General features: G+C 62.8%; 16 protein-coding genes. 4 read left to right on the top strand and 12 right to left on the bottom strand.

The annotated features are described in order from the left end of the window. Positions 1 to 165: 165 nt before the first annotated feature. Positions 166 to 1830, top strand: a complete 1665-nt coding sequence (locus AC19YR_RS15670; RefSeq protein WP_500599151.1) for an electron transfer flavoprotein-ubiquinone oxidoreductase — start codon at positions 166 to 168, stop codon at positions 1828 to 1830. A 67-nt stretch (positions 1831 to 1897) separates the two neighbouring features. Here the strand turns inward: AC19YR_RS15670 and AC19YR_RS15665 are convergent, their stop codons facing one another. Beyond that, positions 1898 to 2791, bottom strand: a complete 894-nt coding sequence (locus AC19YR_RS15665) for an AraC family transcriptional regulator (protein ID WP_500599149.1) — start codon at positions 2789 to 2791, stop codon at positions 1898 to 1900. A gap of 180 nt (positions 2792 to 2971) precedes the next feature. Here AC19YR_RS15665 and AC19YR_RS15660 point away from each other — a divergent pair, with 180 nt between their 5' ends. Next, positions 2972 to 4024: an NAD(P)-dependent alcohol dehydrogenase gene (locus AC19YR_RS15660; RefSeq protein WP_095110857.1), complete on the top strand. Its 1053-nt coding sequence runs from the start codon at positions 2972 to 2974 to the stop codon at positions 4022 to 4024. A 110-nt stretch (positions 4025 to 4134) separates the two neighbouring features. On the opposite strand, the gene AC19YR_RS15655 is transcribed toward AC19YR_RS15660, so the two are convergent. After that, positions 4135 to 4614, bottom strand: a complete 480-nt coding sequence (locus AC19YR_RS15655; RefSeq protein WP_095110856.1) for a GNAT family N-acetyltransferase — start codon at positions 4612 to 4614, stop codon at positions 4135 to 4137. A 184-nt stretch (positions 4615 to 4798) separates the two neighbouring features. Between AC19YR_RS15655 and AC19YR_RS15650 the strand changes: the two genes are divergently transcribed. Then, positions 4799 to 5125 (top strand): hypothetical protein, encoded by a 327-nt coding sequence (locus tag AC19YR_RS15650; RefSeq protein ID WP_095110855.1) that lies wholly within the window; start codon positions 4799 to 4801, stop codon positions 5123 to 5125. A 16-nt stretch (positions 5126 to 5141) separates the two neighbouring features. On the opposite strand, the gene AC19YR_RS15645 is transcribed toward AC19YR_RS15650, so the two are convergent. The 4 genes from AC19YR_RS15645 to AC19YR_RS15630 all read right to left on the bottom strand — a co-directional run bounded on the left by AC19YR_RS15645 (position 5142) and on the right by AC19YR_RS15630 (position 8151). Further along, positions 5142 to 5702: a DUF1285 domain-containing protein gene (locus tag AC19YR_RS15645; protein WP_095110854.1), complete on the bottom strand. Its 561-nt coding sequence runs from the start codon at positions 5700 to 5702 to the stop codon at positions 5142 to 5144. Positions 5703 to 5722: 20 nt separating this feature from the next. Further along, positions 5723 to 6325 carry a DUF4823 domain-containing protein gene (locus tag AC19YR_RS15640; RefSeq protein ID WP_095110853.1) on the bottom strand — a complete coding sequence of 201 codons (603 nt, stop codon included), beginning with the start codon at positions 6323 to 6325 and terminating at the stop codon, positions 5723 to 5725. 77 nt (positions 6326 to 6402) lie between these two features. Continuing rightward, positions 6403 to 7371, bottom strand: coding sequence for a GTP 3',8-cyclase MoaA (locus tag AC19YR_RS15635; protein ID WP_095110852.1), 969 nt, complete (start codon positions 7369 to 7371; stop codon positions 6403 to 6405). Positions 7372 to 7512: 141 nt separating this feature from the next. Further along, positions 7513 to 8151 (bottom strand): TetR/AcrR family transcriptional regulator, encoded by a 639-nt coding sequence (locus AC19YR_RS15630; protein ID WP_095110851.1) that lies wholly within the window; start codon positions 8149 to 8151, stop codon positions 7513 to 7515. 78 nt (positions 8152 to 8229) lie between these two features. Here AC19YR_RS15630 and AC19YR_RS15625 point away from each other — a divergent pair, with 78 nt between their 5' ends. Further along, positions 8230 to 9363: an aminotransferase class V-fold PLP-dependent enzyme gene (locus AC19YR_RS15625; protein ID WP_500599142.1), complete on the top strand. Its 1134-nt coding sequence runs from the start codon at positions 8230 to 8232 to the stop codon at positions 9361 to 9363. 222 nt (positions 9364 to 9585) lie between these two features. Here the strand turns inward: AC19YR_RS15625 and AC19YR_RS15620 are convergent, their stop codons facing one another. From AC19YR_RS15620 to fabF, 6 genes are read right to left on the bottom strand one after another with little or no spacing between them, the layout of a single operon-like run. Further along, positions 9586 to 10374: a TatD family hydrolase gene (locus AC19YR_RS15620; RefSeq protein ID WP_095110849.1), complete on the bottom strand. Its 789-nt coding sequence runs from the start codon at positions 10372 to 10374 to the stop codon at positions 9586 to 9588. Positions 10375 to 10426: 52 nt separating this feature from the next. Further along, positions 10427 to 11413 carry a DNA polymerase III subunit delta' gene (locus AC19YR_RS15615; RefSeq protein ID WP_500599141.1) on the bottom strand — a complete coding sequence of 329 codons (987 nt, stop codon included), beginning with the start codon at positions 11411 to 11413 and terminating at the stop codon, positions 10427 to 10429. After that, positions 11406 to 12038: a dTMP kinase gene (gene tmk, locus AC19YR_RS15610; RefSeq protein WP_095110847.1), complete on the bottom strand. Its 633-nt coding sequence runs from the start codon at positions 12036 to 12038 to the stop codon at positions 11406 to 11408. The genes AC19YR_RS15615 and tmk overlap by 8 nt, the downstream gene beginning before the upstream one ends. Positions 12039 to 12057: 19 nt before the next feature. Further along, positions 12058 to 13182, bottom strand: coding sequence for an endolytic transglycosylase MltG (mltG, locus tag AC19YR_RS15605; RefSeq protein ID WP_500599140.1), 1125 nt, complete (start codon positions 13180 to 13182; stop codon positions 12058 to 12060). A gap of 3 nt (positions 13183 to 13185) precedes the next feature. After that, on the bottom strand, positions 13186 to 14001 hold the full coding sequence (gene pabC, locus AC19YR_RS15600; protein ID WP_500599138.1) for an aminodeoxychorismate lyase: 816 nt from the start codon (positions 13999 to 14001) through the stop codon (positions 13186 to 13188). Beyond that, complete coding sequence (gene fabF, locus AC19YR_RS15595) at positions 14001 to 15245, bottom strand: beta-ketoacyl-ACP synthase II (RefSeq protein WP_500599136.1); 1245 nt, start codon at positions 15243 to 15245, stop codon at positions 14001 to 14003. The genes pabC and fabF overlap by 1 nt, the downstream gene beginning before the upstream one ends. Positions 15246 to 15277: the final 32 nt, after the last annotated feature.

Raw genomic sequence — 15277 nt, 5'->3', positions numbered from 1 at the left:
GACGCTGAGAGTGGTGTAGATATAATGCGCCGCTTAGAGAGACAGGTGGGTCATCCATTGCTTGCCCCCCTTGAGTGCGGCGTCATAAAGCGGTAGCCCAAACAACGGATGCAACACCAAACCTCCAATTAGAAAAAACTGTGAGCCTTGAGTAGGAGAGAGCCTGTGGAACGCGAATACATGGAATTCGACGTAGTCATCGTCGGAGCCGGCCCCGCTGGCCTGTCTGCCGCCTGCCGTCTGAAGCAAAAGGCCGCGCAAGCGGGCCAGGAAATCAGCGTCTGTGTGGTCGAAAAAGGCTCGGAAGTCGGTGCGCACATCCTGTCGGGCGCCGTGTTTGAACCCCGGGCCCTGAACGAACTGTTCCCGGACTGGAAGGAACTGGGCGCGCCGCTGAACACGCCAGTGGTACGCGATGACATTTATGTCCTGCGCAGTGCCGAGAACGCCACCAAAGTTCCCGACTTCTTTGTGCCCAAGAGCATGCACAACGAGGGCAACTACATCATCTCCCTGGGCAATCTGTGCCGCTGGCTGGCCCAGCAGGCCGAGAACCTGGGCGTGGAGATCTACCCAGGCTTCGCTGCCCAGGAAGCGCTGTTCGACGAAAACGGCGTGGTGCGCGGCATCATTACCGGCGACCTGGGCGTAGACCGCGAAGGCCAGCCCAAGGAAGGCCTGTACACCCCCGGCATGGAACTGCGTGGCAAGTACACGCTGTTCGCCGAAGGCTGCCGTGGCCATATCGGCAAGCAACTCATCAAGCGTTTCGACCTGGGCAGCGACGCCGACGCCCAGCACTACGGCATCGGCCTGAAGGAAATCTGGGAAATCGACCCGGCCAAGCATCAGCCAGGCCTGGTAATGCACACCGCCGGCTGGCCGCTGGACATCATGAGCAACGAGAACACCGGTGGCTCGTTCCTTTATCACCTGGAAAACAACCAAGTGGTGGTCGGCCTGATCGTCGATCTGTCCTACAGCAACACCTTCCTGTCGCCGTTCGATGAGTTCCAGCGCCTCAAGCATCACCCCGTGCTCAAGCAGTACCTCGAAGGCGGCAAGCGCATCAGCTACGGCGCCCGCGCACTGAGTAAGGGCGGCCTGAATTCGCTGCCGAAAATGGTCTTCAAGGGTGGCGCGCTGATCGGTTGCGACCTGGGCACCATGAACGTCGCCAAGATCAAGGGCAGCCACACGGCCATGAAGTCCGGCATGCTCGCCGCCGACGCCGTGGCCGATGCGCTGCTGGCCGGCGGCGAAGGCGCTGACGAGCTGACCAGCTACGTCGATGCGTTCAAGGCCAGCTGGCTCTACGAGGAACTCTTCGCCACCCGCAACTTCGGCCCGGCGATGCACAAGTTCGGCCCGATCCTGGGCGCCGGGTTCAACTGGTTCGACCAGAACATCCTGGGCAGCAAGATCCCGTTCACCCTGCACGACACCAAGCCGGACTACGCCTGCCTCAAGCTGGCCAAGGACAGCAAGAAGATCGACTACCCCAAGCCCGACGGCAAACTGAGTTTCGACAAGCTCAGCTCGGTATTCCTCTCCAGCACCAACCATGAAGAAGAGCAGCCGTGCCACTTGAAACTGGCCGACCCGAGCATCCCGATCAACCAGAACCTGCCGTTGTACGACGAACCGGCGCAGCGCTACTGCCCGGCCGGCGTATACGAAGTCATCACCAAAGAAGACGGCGAAAAGCGCTTCCAGATCAACGCCCAGAACTGCGTGCACTGCAAGACCTGTGACATCAAGGACCCTGCGCAGAACATCACCTGGGTCACGCCCGAAGGCGCTGGCGGCCCGACTTACCCGAACATGTAAGCCGCACGCTTGAACATCGAGGCTCCCGCATGGGGGCCTTTTTGTTGCCCGCCGCTTTAGCGCCCGCCTACGACGCCACCCGCTCCGCCCCCGGGTTACGCTCGAAATAGCGCTTGTACTCACGGCTGAACTGCGAGGTGCTCTGATACCCCACGCGGTGGGCCGCCTGAGCCACGCCCATGCCTTCGGCCACCAGCAATTGCTGGGCCTTGAGCAAACGCAGGCGCTTGAGGTACTGCACCGGCGACAACAGGGTGCTGCGCTTGAAATGCTCGTGGAAGGTCGATGCGCTCATGTTCGCGTAGCGCGCCAGGGTTTCCACATTCAGCGGCTCGGCATAGTGCTCGTGCAAATGGCTGAGGGACGCGGCGACCCGGGCAAATTGCCCCTGCTGTTCCACCAGCGCCCGCAGCACATCGGCCTGGGGCCCGCGCAGCGCGACGAACAACAGCTCGCGCAAACGGGCGCTGCCCATCACCTGGCATTCCAGCGGATCGTGCAGGCAGCGCAACAGCCGCTCGACGCAACCGCGCATGGTGTCATCGAGCACCGCCGAGCTCATGGACTCCAGGGTTTGCGCCGCCACGGGGCCTCCCTCGTCGCGGCCCATCGCCAACACCAACTCGCCGAGCACGGCGCGGTCGATGCCGATCGCCAAGCCCAATAAAGGCGCATCCGCCGAGGCGAAGGTTTCGCACTCGAACGGCACCGGCAACGCCTGGATCAGGTAATGGCCAGCGCCGTATTCCAGGGTGCGCGGGCCCAGATACGCCAGTTTGCTGCCCTGCACGATAATCATCAGGCTCGGCTCGTAGATCTGTGGCCCGCGCGCCACATCCCGGCTGGCGCGCAGCAATTGCACGCCCGGCACGGCGGTGGGAATGAAGCCATCGCGGGTAGCAAGCGGCGCGAGCAAGGCAACCAACGTGGCATTGGCGTCCAAATGACGGGTCAACAACATGGCACAGGCTTCAGGCAAAAAATGAGGCGCCCATCATCGCAGGTCTGCTGGCCGTTGCCGCGCGCCACGGGGCGAATCCGGAGGAATAGGCAAGAGAGCCGGAGTATTCGCCCTGTCGAGCCGGGCCACCGGCGCGCAAAATAACCCGCCTCAACAGTCAACGCATCTGCGAGGTTCTTCATGTACACAGCCATCGGTTACGCCGCCCAGTCCGCGACCACTCCCCTCGCCCCCATGACCTTCCAACGCCGCAGCCCGCGCCCCGACGACGTGGCCATCGAAATCCTCTACTGCGGCGTGTGCCACTCCGACATCCATCAGGCGCGCAACGAGTGGGGCATCGCCGTATACCCGCTGATGCCGGGCCATGAAATCGTCGGCAAGGTCACCGCCATCGGCGCCCAGGTCACGGCCCACAAGGTCGGCGACCTGGTGGGCGTGGGTTGCATGGTCGATTCCTGCCGCCACTGCGACGCCTGCCACGCCGACCTGGAGCAGTACTGCCTCGAAGGCCCGACCATGACCTACGCCACCCCGGACCGGGTCGATGGCAGCAACACCATGGGCGGTTACTCCGACAGCATCGTGGTCAGCGAGCGCTTTGTGGTGCGCATCCCGGCCAAGCTGGACCTGGCCAGCGCCGCGCCGATCCTTTGCGCCGGCATCACCACCTACTCGCCCCTCAAGCACTACGGTGTCGAGCCCGGTGACAAGGTTGGCATCCTCGGTATGGGTGGCCTGGGCCATATGGGCATCAAGTTCGCCAAAGCCATGGGCGCAGAAGTGACCCTGTTCACCCGTTCCGCCAGCAAGGCTGAAGAAGCGCGGCGCCAGGGTGCGGACCATGTGATCGTATCCACCGACGCCGCGCAGATGGCTGCCGCCGCAGGGCAGTTCGACTTCCTGCTCGACACCATCCCGGTGCAGCACGACCTCAACCCCTACCTGCAAACCCTGCGCTTTGACGGTGTGCATATCCTGGTCGGGCTGATCGAACCGGTGAACCCGCCGATCCACGCCGCACACCTGGTGACCCAGCGCCGCGTACTGGCAGGCTCATTGATCGGCGGCATGGCCGAAACCCAGGAAGTGCTGGATTTCTGCGCCGAGCACAACATCACCTGCGACATCGAAATGCTCGACATCCGCCAGATCAACGAGGCCTACACCCGCATGATCGCCGGCGATGTGAAGTACCGCTTCGTGATCGACATGGCCACGCTCAAGGGCTGAACCGGCCGATAGAAAAGCTGCGTTTGTTCTGACCTCATCGCGTGCAGGCTCACTCCCAACCCGGGCGGCTTGCTCGCGATGGCCGTGGCCCTGCCAACACAGACGCGGTGTCAGCCCTGGGCAAACTCGCGCAGAGAATCCCCCTCCATGCGATAGCGCACCCATTCTTCCTGGGGCTTGGCGCCGATGGATTCATAGAATTTGATCGCCGGCTCGTTCCAGTCCAGCACGCTCCACTCGAAACGCCCGCAACCGTTGTCGCAGGCAATGCGCGCCAGGTGGCGCAACAGTTTCTTGCCCGCGCCGCCGCCACGCTGCTCCGGGTTGATGTACAGGTCTTCGAGGTACAGGCAATTGCTGCCCAGCCAGGTCGAGTAGCTGAAAAAGAACACCGCGAAGCCGATCGGCAAACCGTCGCGCAGGCAAATCAGGCCATGGGCCGTGGCGCCTTCGCCGAACAGGCTGCGCTGGATGTCGGCGACGCTGGCAATGACTTCGTGGCGGGCCTTCTCGTAATCCGCAAGCTCAGTGATAAAGGAAAGGATTTGCTGGGCGTCACTGGGCAACGCCGGGCGGATTTCGATGGTCATGGACGATCCTGGCAAAAATTCAAAAGGCGATGCTAATGCAGTTTGCCGACCTGGCGCAGCTCAATTTCAGCGGCGAATGGCAGAACCTTCGCAGCAGGATCAGCACCGCCCGTCGCCCGCCCGGCACCCCACCGGCCAGCGGCTGACCAATTGAAGGTAACCCCCTGACATTGGAGACGACACCATGAATCGCTCACTCCTTACAAACCTGGCCCTGGCCGGCCTGCTGTCCTCGGTTTCCCTGGCCTCGTTCGCCGGTTCCACCGGGCCGACCAACCCGGTCGATTCGCCAACGCCGCCCACCACCCAGGGCTCGACACCGTCGATGGACACCGGCGGCGCCATGGATAACGGCGGCCTGCCTCCATCCACCGGCACCGACCCGCGGGTGCAGGGTAACGACAGCGGCCGCCAGGGCGGCGCGCCCGATCCGGAAAACGGCAAGATGGGCAGCGGCTCGAAAACCACCACCGGCGGCTCTGGCTCCGAAGGCAACGGCGCCGCTCAGTAAGCGCCAGGCCCCTGGCTCAGGGTTCCAGGCCGATGGGGAAGAACACCCCGGCGCTCCACACCCCGAGCCAGTTCTGGCCATCGATGGGGCGGCTCACCGCCAGCTCCACCAATTGGTAGAAGACGTTGCGGTGGATCAGCGCTTCCAGATTGCTGCGTACCAGCACGTAGGGCGCTGGCTCCTGGCTCGCAGGATCGATCACCACCCGCAATGGGTGTTCGGCATCGGCGGCGAAGGACTCTTCGACATTGCTGGTAAAGCGCAACACTTGGCTCTCGCCCTGCCCTTCAACCTCCAGGGTCACGGCAATGAACGGCGCGTCGTCGACCTTGATCCCTACTTTTTCCACCGGGGTAATCAGGAAGTAGTCATCGCCGTCGCGGCGCAGGATGGTGGAGAACAACTTGACCATCGGCTTGCGGCCAATGGGCGTGCCCTGGTAGTACCAGGTGCCGTCGCGGGCGATGCGCATATCGATATCGCCGCAGAACTCGGGATTCCACAGGTGCACCGGTGGCAGGCCCTTGGCCTTGGGGATCTGGGCGAACAGGTCGAGGGCTTTTTGCGTGTCGCTCATGGAGGCTCCGGGGGCCGCGCTCAGTCGCTCAGGCCCAGCAGGCTGCGCGCGTACTGGCGCAGGGGTTGGCCGAGCAGGTCTTGCGGCTTGTTGTCATGGAACGTCAGTAAACCGCCACGGCTGCGGATGCGCGCCGTGTCGATCAGGTATTGGGTACTGGTCTCGATCAGCATGATCTGAATCACACCGGTGTCCACCCCTAGGCGATCCACGGCTTCCTGGTCGGCCCATTCATCGTAGTTACCGATGCGGTCTTCGGCCTTGGCGAAGCGGGTGTAGAGCAGGTAATGGGCGCCGGCGGCGCGAGCCTCGGTCATTGCCTCGTCCAGCCCTTCGGGGGCACGGGCGCGGCGCACCATGGGGAAATACTCGACGAAGCTGTTGAACGCCTCTTCGGCCACCACATTGGGCCGCGGGTAAGCGCTGCCCGGCGGGGCGAACGCGCCCTGGGCGATAAACACGAAGGAATCGGGTTGGATGCGCACGGAGCTGGTGCGGCGGGTATCGCTGTGGTCCAACAGGCCCGCATCGCTCATGTGGTAGCGAGCGCCCTCGCCCAGGTCACTGACATTCATGCAGCCACCAAGCGCCAAAACGGCCAGCAGCAAAACCAGGCTACGCATCCTACCCTCCAGAGGCCGGTGACGGAAAACCGGCGAATGGGCACCAGATGCAGCTTCCGGGCCAGCCTGCCTGGGCCTCAGCCGCCAATGATCTTCATCACCGTCGCGCCGCCGGAGAACGCCACTTCCTGCTTGTCGTCCAGGGCTTTCATCAGCAGCCGCTGCAACGCGGGCAGGGCCTGGTGGCGCGGTTTGTCCAGCAAGTCGCCGATGTAGTGGCGGTTGCTCGACGACAGGCAGCCATGCAGCCAACCGGTGGACGACAGACGCAAGCGCGAACAGGTCCGGCAAAACGGCACGCTTTCATTGGCAATCACACCGAAGAAGCCATGGCCCGGCACTTCGTAGCGCACCGCAGTGGCGTCCACCGGGGCGTCGGCTTGCAAGTATTCGTAGCGCTCGCCAATCAGCCCCAGCAACTGCTGGAGGCTGACAAACTGCTGCAGGAAGCTATTGCCATCGCTGGCCAGGTGGCCCATGCGCATCAACTCGATGAAGCGCAACTCGTAGCCACGCTCCAGGCAGTAGTCGAGCAGCGGCATCACCTGGTCCAGGTTCTGCCCGCGCAACGGCACCATGTTGACCTTGACCTTCATCCCGGCGGCCTTGGCCTGGGCCATACCGTCGAGCACGGTGGGTAGGTCGCCGCCCCGGGCGATGGCGCGGAAGGCTTGCGGGTCGAGGGTGTCGAGGGAAACGTTGATGCGGCGGATGCCGGCCTGCACCAGGGAGGGCAACTTGCGCGTCAGCAACTGGCCATTGGTCGTCAGGCTGATGTCCGCCAGGCCCATCTGCCCCACGGCCGCCATGAACGCTTCCAGCTTGGGGCTGACCAGTGGTTCGCCGCCGGTGATGCGCAAACGCTCGATGCCTGCCGCCTCGATCAGGTACGCCACGCCCCGGGCCATGGCCTCGGCCGACAGTTCATCCTGCGCAGCCACCAGCCGCTTGCCGTTGGGCACGCAGTAGGTACAGGCATAGTTGCAGGCTGAAGTCAGGCTGATACGCAAATTGCGAAAACGCCTGCCTTGACGGTCAACGATCATGAAGCACTCCGGCGGAAGAAAAATCGGGACCGGCAAAACCTGACTTATAAATCAGGTTTTAGCAAGTCCCATGCCTGAGTATAAGCTGGGGAGGTTCGCGCCACGTAGCTCAATGATGGCGCAATAAAGCACTTGAATGGCTCAACTGCCTGGGGCATCGGTGTCGCGCTTGCGCTTGTTGCCCATGCGCACACCGATATCCATCAGGAACTGGAAGAAGCCTTCCTGGTCTTCCAGCACATTGCTCCAGAACGGTGAGTGGTACAGCGCCACGGCGCCGTGGACCAGCGCCCAGGACGCGCAATAGTGGAAATACGGCGGCACGTCTTCGAGCTTGCCCTCGCTGATGCGGCCCTTAATCAACAGGGTCAGGCGCTCGAAGTTCGAAGCACGGATCTTGTGCAATTCTTCGACCATCTCCGGAACCTGGTTGCCCTTGACCACCTTCTCTTCCAGGCGATCGAACAAGCGATAGCGCTGCGGGTCGCGCATGCGGAACTCAAAGTAAGCCCGGGACAGGGCTTCCTTATCCTTGTCCACATCGGCAGAGTGCAGCAGCTCATTCAGGTCGCGCTCGTAATCGAGCATCAAGCGCAGGTAGATCTCCGCCTTAGACTTGAAGTGCTTGTAGATCGTGCCTTTGCCGATACCCACGGCATCAGCGATCATCTCGACGGTGACACTGTCTTCACCTTGTTCGAGGAACAGCTTGAGCGCGGTATCGAGAATTTCTTGCTCGCGGCGACGAAACTCACGGACCTTACGAGGTTCTTTGTGCATAAGAAAAGGTCTGTAGGGGTCAAAATCGAAGCCGCGTATTATGCCTAACTTGCGCCAAATTGCACGGATCATCCGACCATGACTACGTTTCTTGATGAATTTGTACAGGCTCCCGGCCTGCGTTATTTGAACCACGCGGCCGTTGCGCCCTGGCCCAATCGCGCCGCATTAGCCGTCACCCGCTTCGCCCAGGAGAACGTTTTGCTCGGCGCCAGGGACTATCCGGACTGGATGGTACTGGAACAACGCCTTCGCGAACGCCTTACCCGTCTGCTCAACGCACCGGCAACGGATGACGTGGCGCTGGTCAAAAATACATCAGAAGCCCTCTCTTTCGTAGCCTTCGGTTTGAGCTGGAAAAACGGCGACCAGATCGTCATCAGCGACGAAGAATTCCCCTCTAACCGCATCGTCTGGGAAGCCCTGGCCGGGCAAGGGGTGGAAGTGGTGCAAGTCAGCCTCAAGGGCGATGACCCGGAAGCCGCGCTGCTGGCGGCCTGCGGGCCGCGCACGCGGCTGATGTCGGTCAGCGCCGTGCAGTTCGCTAGCGGCCTGCTGCTGGACCTGCGACGCCTGGGGGCCGGCTGCGAACAGCGCAACGTGCTGTTTTGTATTGACGCGATCCAGCAACTGGGCGCCCTGCCCTTCGATGTGCAGGCCTATCAATGCGACTTCGCCATGGCCGACGGCCATAAGTGGATGCTCGGCCCAGAAGGCCTGGGGGTGTTCTATTGCCGTGCCGAGTTGCGCGAACAACTCAAACTGCATGAATTCGGCTGGCACATGCTCGAACACATGGGCGACTACAGCCGCACCGCGTGGGAACCGGCGCAAAGCGCACGGCGTTTTGAATGCGGCAGCCCCAATATGCTCGGGGCCATGGCGCTGGAGGCCAGCCTGTCACTGCTTGAAGACGTGGGCATGGAAGAAGTCGCCCGGTTAATCGCTGAACGGGTGCAGTGGTTGCAAGACGGTTTGAGCGCCATTCCCGGGGTGCGCTTGCACAGCCCGCTGAATCCGGCGCGTCGGGGCGGGATTTTCTCGTTCAGTATCGATGGCATCGATAATCAGCAGCTATGGCGGCAGTTGATGGCGCAACAGGTGGTGTGCATCCCCCGTGGTGAGGGTGTGCGTTTTTCCCCGCACTTCTATACAGAAAAGCGCGTAATCGACGAAACTCTGGCGATTGTCGCTACCCTGGCGCGGCAATGAGAACTCAAGCGAAGCGCGCGTATTCCAAATCTGTTTAAGAAATAGCCAGCGCGAACTGGACGCAACGCCAATGTGATCAATACTTGAGCTGTCGGCGCGGCATCTCCCCCAAGTGTCGCGGCGATGAAGGTACCAACGGACCGCGTGCCTTTGTTTTACTCCTAATGGTCTTAACCCGGATTCACCCCCCAGAACCCGGGTTTTTTTTGCCCGCGATTTACCTTAGAACGGCTTGACCCGAGCCAGCGGGAACAACCGCTGGAAGTTCTCGCTGGTTTGGCGGGCAAACGCATCAAAGGGCTGGCCGCGCAGCATCGCCAGATACTGCGCCACTTCCCGCACGTACTGCGGCAAGTTGGGCTTGCCCCGGTACGGAATGGGGGCCAGGTAAGGCGAGTCGGTCTCTACCAGCAGGCGATCGGCCGGCACCTGGCGCGCCACATCGCGCAAGGCCTCGGCATTCTTGAAGGTGACAATCCCCGACAGCGAGATGTAGAAGCCCAGGTCCAGCGCGGCTTTGGCCATGTCCCAGTCTTCTGTGAAGCAGTGCAGCACGCCCGCTTGGGGCAACGCTGCTTCGCGCAGCAGGGCCAGGGTGTCGGCCCGCGCGCCACGGGTGTGGACGATCACCGGTTTGCCGGTTTGCTGGGCGGCCTCCAGGTGCAGGCGGAATGAGGCTTGCTGCAACTCGGCGGCTTCAGGTTCGTAGTGGTAATCCAGGCCCGTCTCGCCAATGGCCACGACACGCGGGTGGTTGAGCTCACGCAGCAGCCAGTCCAGCGCCGGCGCGGCGCCGGGCTGAACGTCGAGCGGGTGAACACCCACCGAACAATCGACATCGTCATAGCGCTCGGCCAGTGCCTTGACGTCGGCCGCGTTGTCGACACTGACGCCAATGCACAGGAAATGCCCGACGCCACATTGGCGGGCAGCATCCAGTGCTGCGTCCAGGGAGCCGCCGTGGGCAGCCAGGTCGAGGCGGTCGAGGTGGCAGTGGGAATCTACAAGCATAAAAAGTCGCAACTCGGTTCTGTGGATAAAAAAGCGCCGCGGGCGGCGCCGATCAACGGCGGCCGAGCAACCCCACCCATTGCACCAACAGGGCTTCGAGCAACAACACCCGATTGAGGTTGGCCTTACCCAGGACTTTCTGGCGCTGGGCGAGGATCCAGTCCTGGATCTCCAGGACCTTGCCCTGCGGGCTCTTTTGCGCCAGGTACTGCACAACCTTGCGCATGTCGGCCAGGCCCAGGCCGGCCTCGTCGTGGGTCAGTTGATAACGCAGGATCAGGCTCGACCAGTCGCAGAACCAGTCGAACAGCAGTAACAACGGGATGGCATTCCAGCCCTCGGCCAATTGGGTCGGCGATTGCTGTTGTTTGAGCAGTTTCTTCACCCCTTCAACCACCAACGCCCGCTGCTCGCGCACGCCCTGGGCCTGGAGGCTGACCGCCAACAGCGGCGAGCCGGCGGCCAGGGTCAGGAGTTCACCACGCTCATCCGTTGTGCAGTCGGGCAACGCCTGGGCCAGCCATTGCAGGCTCATGGCTGGGCTCGGCAACGGGCACGCCTGCTGCACGCAGCGGCTCTTGACCGTGGGCAGCAAGCGGCTTGGCTGGTGGCTGACCAGCAGCAGCACCGTGTCGCCGGAGGGTTCTTCGAGGCTTTTGAGCAAGGCGTTGGCTGCGTTGTGGTTCATCGCCTCCACCGGCTCGATCAACACCACTTTGCGCCCGCCCATTTGCGCGGTCTGCACCACGAAACTCACCAGGTCACGGACCTGATCGACCTTGATCGCCTTGTCCGCTTCTTCCGGCTCCAGAATGTAGTTGTCCGGATGGCTACCAGCCTTGAGCAGCAGGCAGGATTTGCACTGGCCGCAAGCCTCCAGCCCCTCGGGTCGTTGGCACAACAGGCTGGCCATCAGGCGTTCGGCCAGGGCGCGCTTGCCGATACCCATGGGGCCGTGCAGCAAATAAGCGTGGGCGTGCTGGCTGCGGCCGGCCAATTGCTGCCAGAGGCTGTCCTGCCACGGATAGGCTTCAGCCACGATGGCGCTCCAGCAGGGTCGGCACCAGGGCATCCAGCGCACGTTGAACCTGCGCCAGGGGTTGAGCGGCATCCACCAGCAGGTAGCGCGCCGGGTCCGCCTTGGCTCGGGCGAGGAACGCGCTGCGAACCGCGTCGAAAAACAGCCGATCTTCCAGCTCGAAGCGGTCCAGCCGCCCACGGGCGCTGGCCCGGGCCATGCCGATTTCCACCGGCAGGTCGAACACCAGCGTCAGGTCCGGGCGCAGATCGCCCTGAACGAACGTTTCCAGCGCCGCGATACGCTCCACGGACAAACCGCGGCCGCCGCCTTGATAGGCGTAAGTGGAGTCAGTAAAGCGATCACACAGCACCACCGCGCCCCGTGCCAGCGCCGGGCGGATCACTTGTGCCAAGTGCTGGGCCCGTGCGGCGAACACCAGCAGCAGCTCGGTGTCCGGGTTCATCACTTCATCGATGGGCGCCAGCAGCACCTCGCGGATGCGTTCGGCCAGCGGTGTGCCGCCCGGTTCGCGGGTCAGTAACACTTCAATGCCGGCGGCGCGCAGGCGCTCGGCCAGGTATTCGCGGTTGGTGCTTTTGCCGGCGCCTTCCGGGCCTTCCAGCGTGATAAACAAACCAGTCACGGGCAGTCCTTAATCAATGTCATTGCGGGCTTTGCGGCGGGTTGGCGTCCAGCGCGGGCTCATCATCCTGGGGCGGCACGACGTCTTCAGGAGCAGCCTGCGGCACCTGCAGTGGCGCCGGACTGGAGCGGTAGTCGGCACGACGCTTGAGCTGATACTCGCGCACGGCGGCGTTGTGCGCATCCAGGTCGTCGGAGAACACATGGCTGCCATCGCCACGGGCGACAAAGTACAGGCTGCTGCCAGCAACCGGGTTGAGCGCGGCGTTGATTGCTTCGCGCCCGACCATAGCAATGGGCGTCGGCGGCAACCCGAAGTTGGTGTAAGTGTTGTACGGCGTTGGTTCGCGCAGGTGGGAGCGGGTCAGCTTGCCGTTGTAGCGCTCGCCGAGGCCGTAGATCACCGTCGGGTCGGTTTGCAGCATCATGCCGGTGCGCATGCGGCGCACGAACACCCCGGCAATCTGCCCGCGCTCCTGGGGCACACCGGTTTCCTTCTCCACCAGCGAGGCCATAATCAGCGCCTGATAGGGCTGGGTGTAGGGCAAGTCGGCAGCGCGCCGGCTCCACTCCTTGGCCAGCACCTCATCAAGACGCTCGTAGGCTTTTTTCAGCAACTCGGCATCGCTCATGCCGCGCACGAAACTATAGGTGTCGGGAAAGAACCGCCCCTCGGGGAACACGCCGCCATGGCCCAGTTTTTCCATCACTTCGCTGTCGCTCAGCCCCGCCAGGGTCTGCTCCAACTTGTCGTTCTTGCTCAGGGCGGAGCGCACCTGGCGGAAGTTCCAACCCTCAACCAGGGTCAGGCTGTATTGCACCACTTCGCCGCGCTGCCACAGGCCAATCAAGCCCTGGGCGGTCATGCCCGGCAGCATGCGGTACTCACCGCTGTGCAAAGGCTGGCCAGCAAGGTTAAAACGCCAGTACAGGCGCAGCCAGAAAGCATCCTCAAGCACGCCATCGGCTTGCAGGCGATTGAAGGTTCCCGTGGGGGTCGAACCGGCCGGGACTTCCAGCAGTTCTTCGGTGGCCAGGTTCAGCGGCTGTTCCAGTGCCGAATACAGCTTCCAGGCAGAAGCGCCCAGCAGCAAGCCTGCCAGAACCAGTCCGGTTTCCAGCAGCAGCAAAAATTTACGTCTCACGAATCAAACATCCAGTAGCGCGCGGGCAATGCTCTGCAGTTTACGGGTGAGCGGGCCAACCGGCCAGCTCAGCGCTGCATAAGCGCGCACAGGCCAGACGCCATACACGCTATTGCACACAAAGACTTCGTCAGCCCGCTGCAAGTGCTCTAGCCCCAAGTCCGCGACCTGCACGGCGATGCCCAGGGACTCGGCTTGGAACAGTAACTCGGCGCGCATCACACCGGCCACGCCGCAACGGCTCAGGTCCGGCGTCAACAGCACAGCATCACGTACCAGGAACAGATTGCTGAACACCCCTTCGATCAGACGACCCGAGGTGTCGAGCATCAGGCCTTCGGCGTGCTCGGCGTCCTGCCATTCGGCGCGGGCGATGACTTGTTCGAGGCGATTGAGGTGCTTGAGGCCGGCGAGCAAGGGTTGCTCGGCCAACCGGGTGGTACAGGGGAATAGGCGCACGCCGTGCTGCGCGTGAGCTGAGGGATAGACGGCGGGCGGGTTGCCTTGCAGGATCCGCCGAGGCTGGGCGCCGGGCGGCGCGGCATAACCGCGCAGGCTATCGCCGCGGGTGAGGATCAGCTTGAGCACGCCCTCCCCCAGCACCGCCGCGTAGGCCAGCAGTTCACTGCGGATCAGCGCCGCATCGGCGTTGATGCCCAGGCGTGAACAGCCTTCGGCCAACCGCAGCAAGTGCCGCTCCAGCAACACGGGCCGACCGCCCTTGACGGCGACGGTTTCAAACAACCCGTCGCCGTAGGCCAGGCCACGATCCTTGAGTGGCAGAGCGCTTTCGGGCTGACCGTCAACCCAGCTGTGCATCAGTCAATGAACCGGCGGAACACCAGGGAGCCATTGGTGCCGCCAAAGCCGAACGAGTTGGACAACACCACATCAATGGGCATGCGCCGCGCTTCGTGGGGCACGAAGTCGAGGTCGCAACCTTCGTCCGGTTCGTCCAGGTTGATGGTGGGCGGCGCGATCTGGTCGTTGATCGCCTTCACACTGAAGATCGCCTCGATCGCGCCCGCGGCACCAAGCAAATGGCCGGTCATGGACTTGGTCGAGCTGACCGCCAGTTTGTAGGCGTGCTCGCCGAACACCGACTTGATCGCCTGCACTTCCGCCAGGTCACCCGCCGAGGTGGAGGTGCCGTGGGCGTTGATATAGTCCACGTCTTGCGGGGCAATCCCGGCATCGCGCAGTGCATTGCTCATGCAGCGCGCGGCGCCCGCGCCATCGGCCGAAGGCGACGTCATGTGGTACGCGTCGCCGCTCATGCCAAAGCCAATCAACTCGGCATAAATGGTCGCGCCACGCGCCTTGGCGTGCTCCAGCTCTTCGAGTACCAGCGCACCGGCGCCATCGGATAGGACAAAGCCATCACGACCCTTGTCCCAAGGGCGGCTCGCGCGGGCTGGCTCGTCATTGCGGGTCGACAAGGCACGCGCCGCGCCAAAACCGCCCATGCCCAAGCCACAGGCCGCCATCTCAGCGCCGCCGGCGATCATCACATCCGCTTCACCGTAGGCGATGTTGCGTGCAGCCATACCGATGCAATGCGTACCCGTGGTGCAAGCCGTGGAAATAGCGTAGTTCGGCCCCTGAGTGCCCAAGTGGATGGACAGGAAACCGGAGATCATATTGATGATCGAGCCAGGCACGAAGAAAGGAGAGATCCGGCGCGGGCCCTGCTCATGTAGGGTGCGGCTGGTTTCTTCGATATTAGTCAGGCCGCCAATACCCGAGCCCATGGCCACGCCAATGCGCTCGCGGTTAGCGTCGGTAACTTCCAGGCCCGCGTGGTTGACTGCCTGGAAACCAGCGGCCAGGCCATACTGGATGAACAGGTCGAGCTTGCGCGCTTCCTTGGCCGACAGGTATTGCTCGACATCGAAGTTCTTTACCGAGCCGCCAAAACGGGTGGAATAGGCAGAAAGGTCCGTGTGTTCGATCGGACCAATGCCACTGCGGCTGGCCAGAATGCCTTGCCAACTGCTCGAAACATCCGTGCCCAATGGCGACAACATACCCATACCGGTGACTACGACGCGTCTACGCGACACAGCACTCTCCTTTTTCTAATGACGACACTTTT

It is taken from the genome of Pseudomonas sp. MF08817 (genome assembly GCF_059862705.1).
This window is presented reverse-complemented; position numbering and strand designations above follow the sequence as displayed.

What these genes read in the sequence shown, in the direction of transcription:
- AC19YR_RS15635 (WP_095110852.1), bottom strand. Translation starts at nt 7,371, where the DNA reads ATGATCGTTGACCGTCAAGGCAGGCGTTTTCGCAATTTGCGTATCAGC.
- AC19YR_RS15625 (WP_500599142.1), top strand. Translation starts at nt 8,230, where the DNA reads ATGACTACGTTTCTTGATGAATTTGTACAGGCTCCCGGCCTGCGTTAT.
- AC19YR_RS15630 (WP_095110851.1), bottom strand. Translation starts at nt 8,151, where the DNA reads ATGCACAAAGAACCTCGTAAGGTCCGTGAGTTTCGTCGCCGCGAGCAA.
- AC19YR_RS15620 (WP_095110849.1), bottom strand. Translation starts at nt 10,374, where the DNA reads ATGCTTGTAGATTCCCACTGCCACCTCGACCGCCTCGACCTGGCTGCC.
- AC19YR_RS15655 (WP_095110856.1), bottom strand. Translation starts at nt 4,614, where the DNA reads ATGACCATCGAAATCCGCCCGGCGTTGCCCAGTGACGCCCAGCAAATC.
- AC19YR_RS15640 (WP_095110853.1), bottom strand. Translation starts at nt 6,325, where the DNA reads ATGCGTAGCCTGGTTTTGCTGCTGGCCGTTTTGGCGCTTGGTGGCTGC.
- AC19YR_RS15665 (WP_500599149.1), bottom strand. Translation starts at nt 2,791, where the DNA reads ATGTTGTTGACCCGTCATTTGGACGCCAATGCCACGTTGGTTGCCTTG.
- AC19YR_RS15660 (WP_095110857.1), top strand. Translation starts at nt 2,972, where the DNA reads ATGTACACAGCCATCGGTTACGCCGCCCAGTCCGCGACCACTCCCCTC.
- AC19YR_RS15645 (WP_095110854.1), bottom strand. Translation starts at nt 5,702, where the DNA reads ATGAGCGACACGCAAAAAGCCCTCGACCTGTTCGCCCAGATCCCCAAG.
- pabC (WP_500599138.1), bottom strand. Translation starts at nt 14,001, where the DNA reads ATGCACAGCTGGGTTGACGGTCAGCCCGAAAGCGCTCTGCCACTCAAG.
- AC19YR_RS15650 (WP_095110855.1), top strand. Translation starts at nt 4,799, where the DNA reads ATGAATCGCTCACTCCTTACAAACCTGGCCCTGGCCGGCCTGCTGTCC.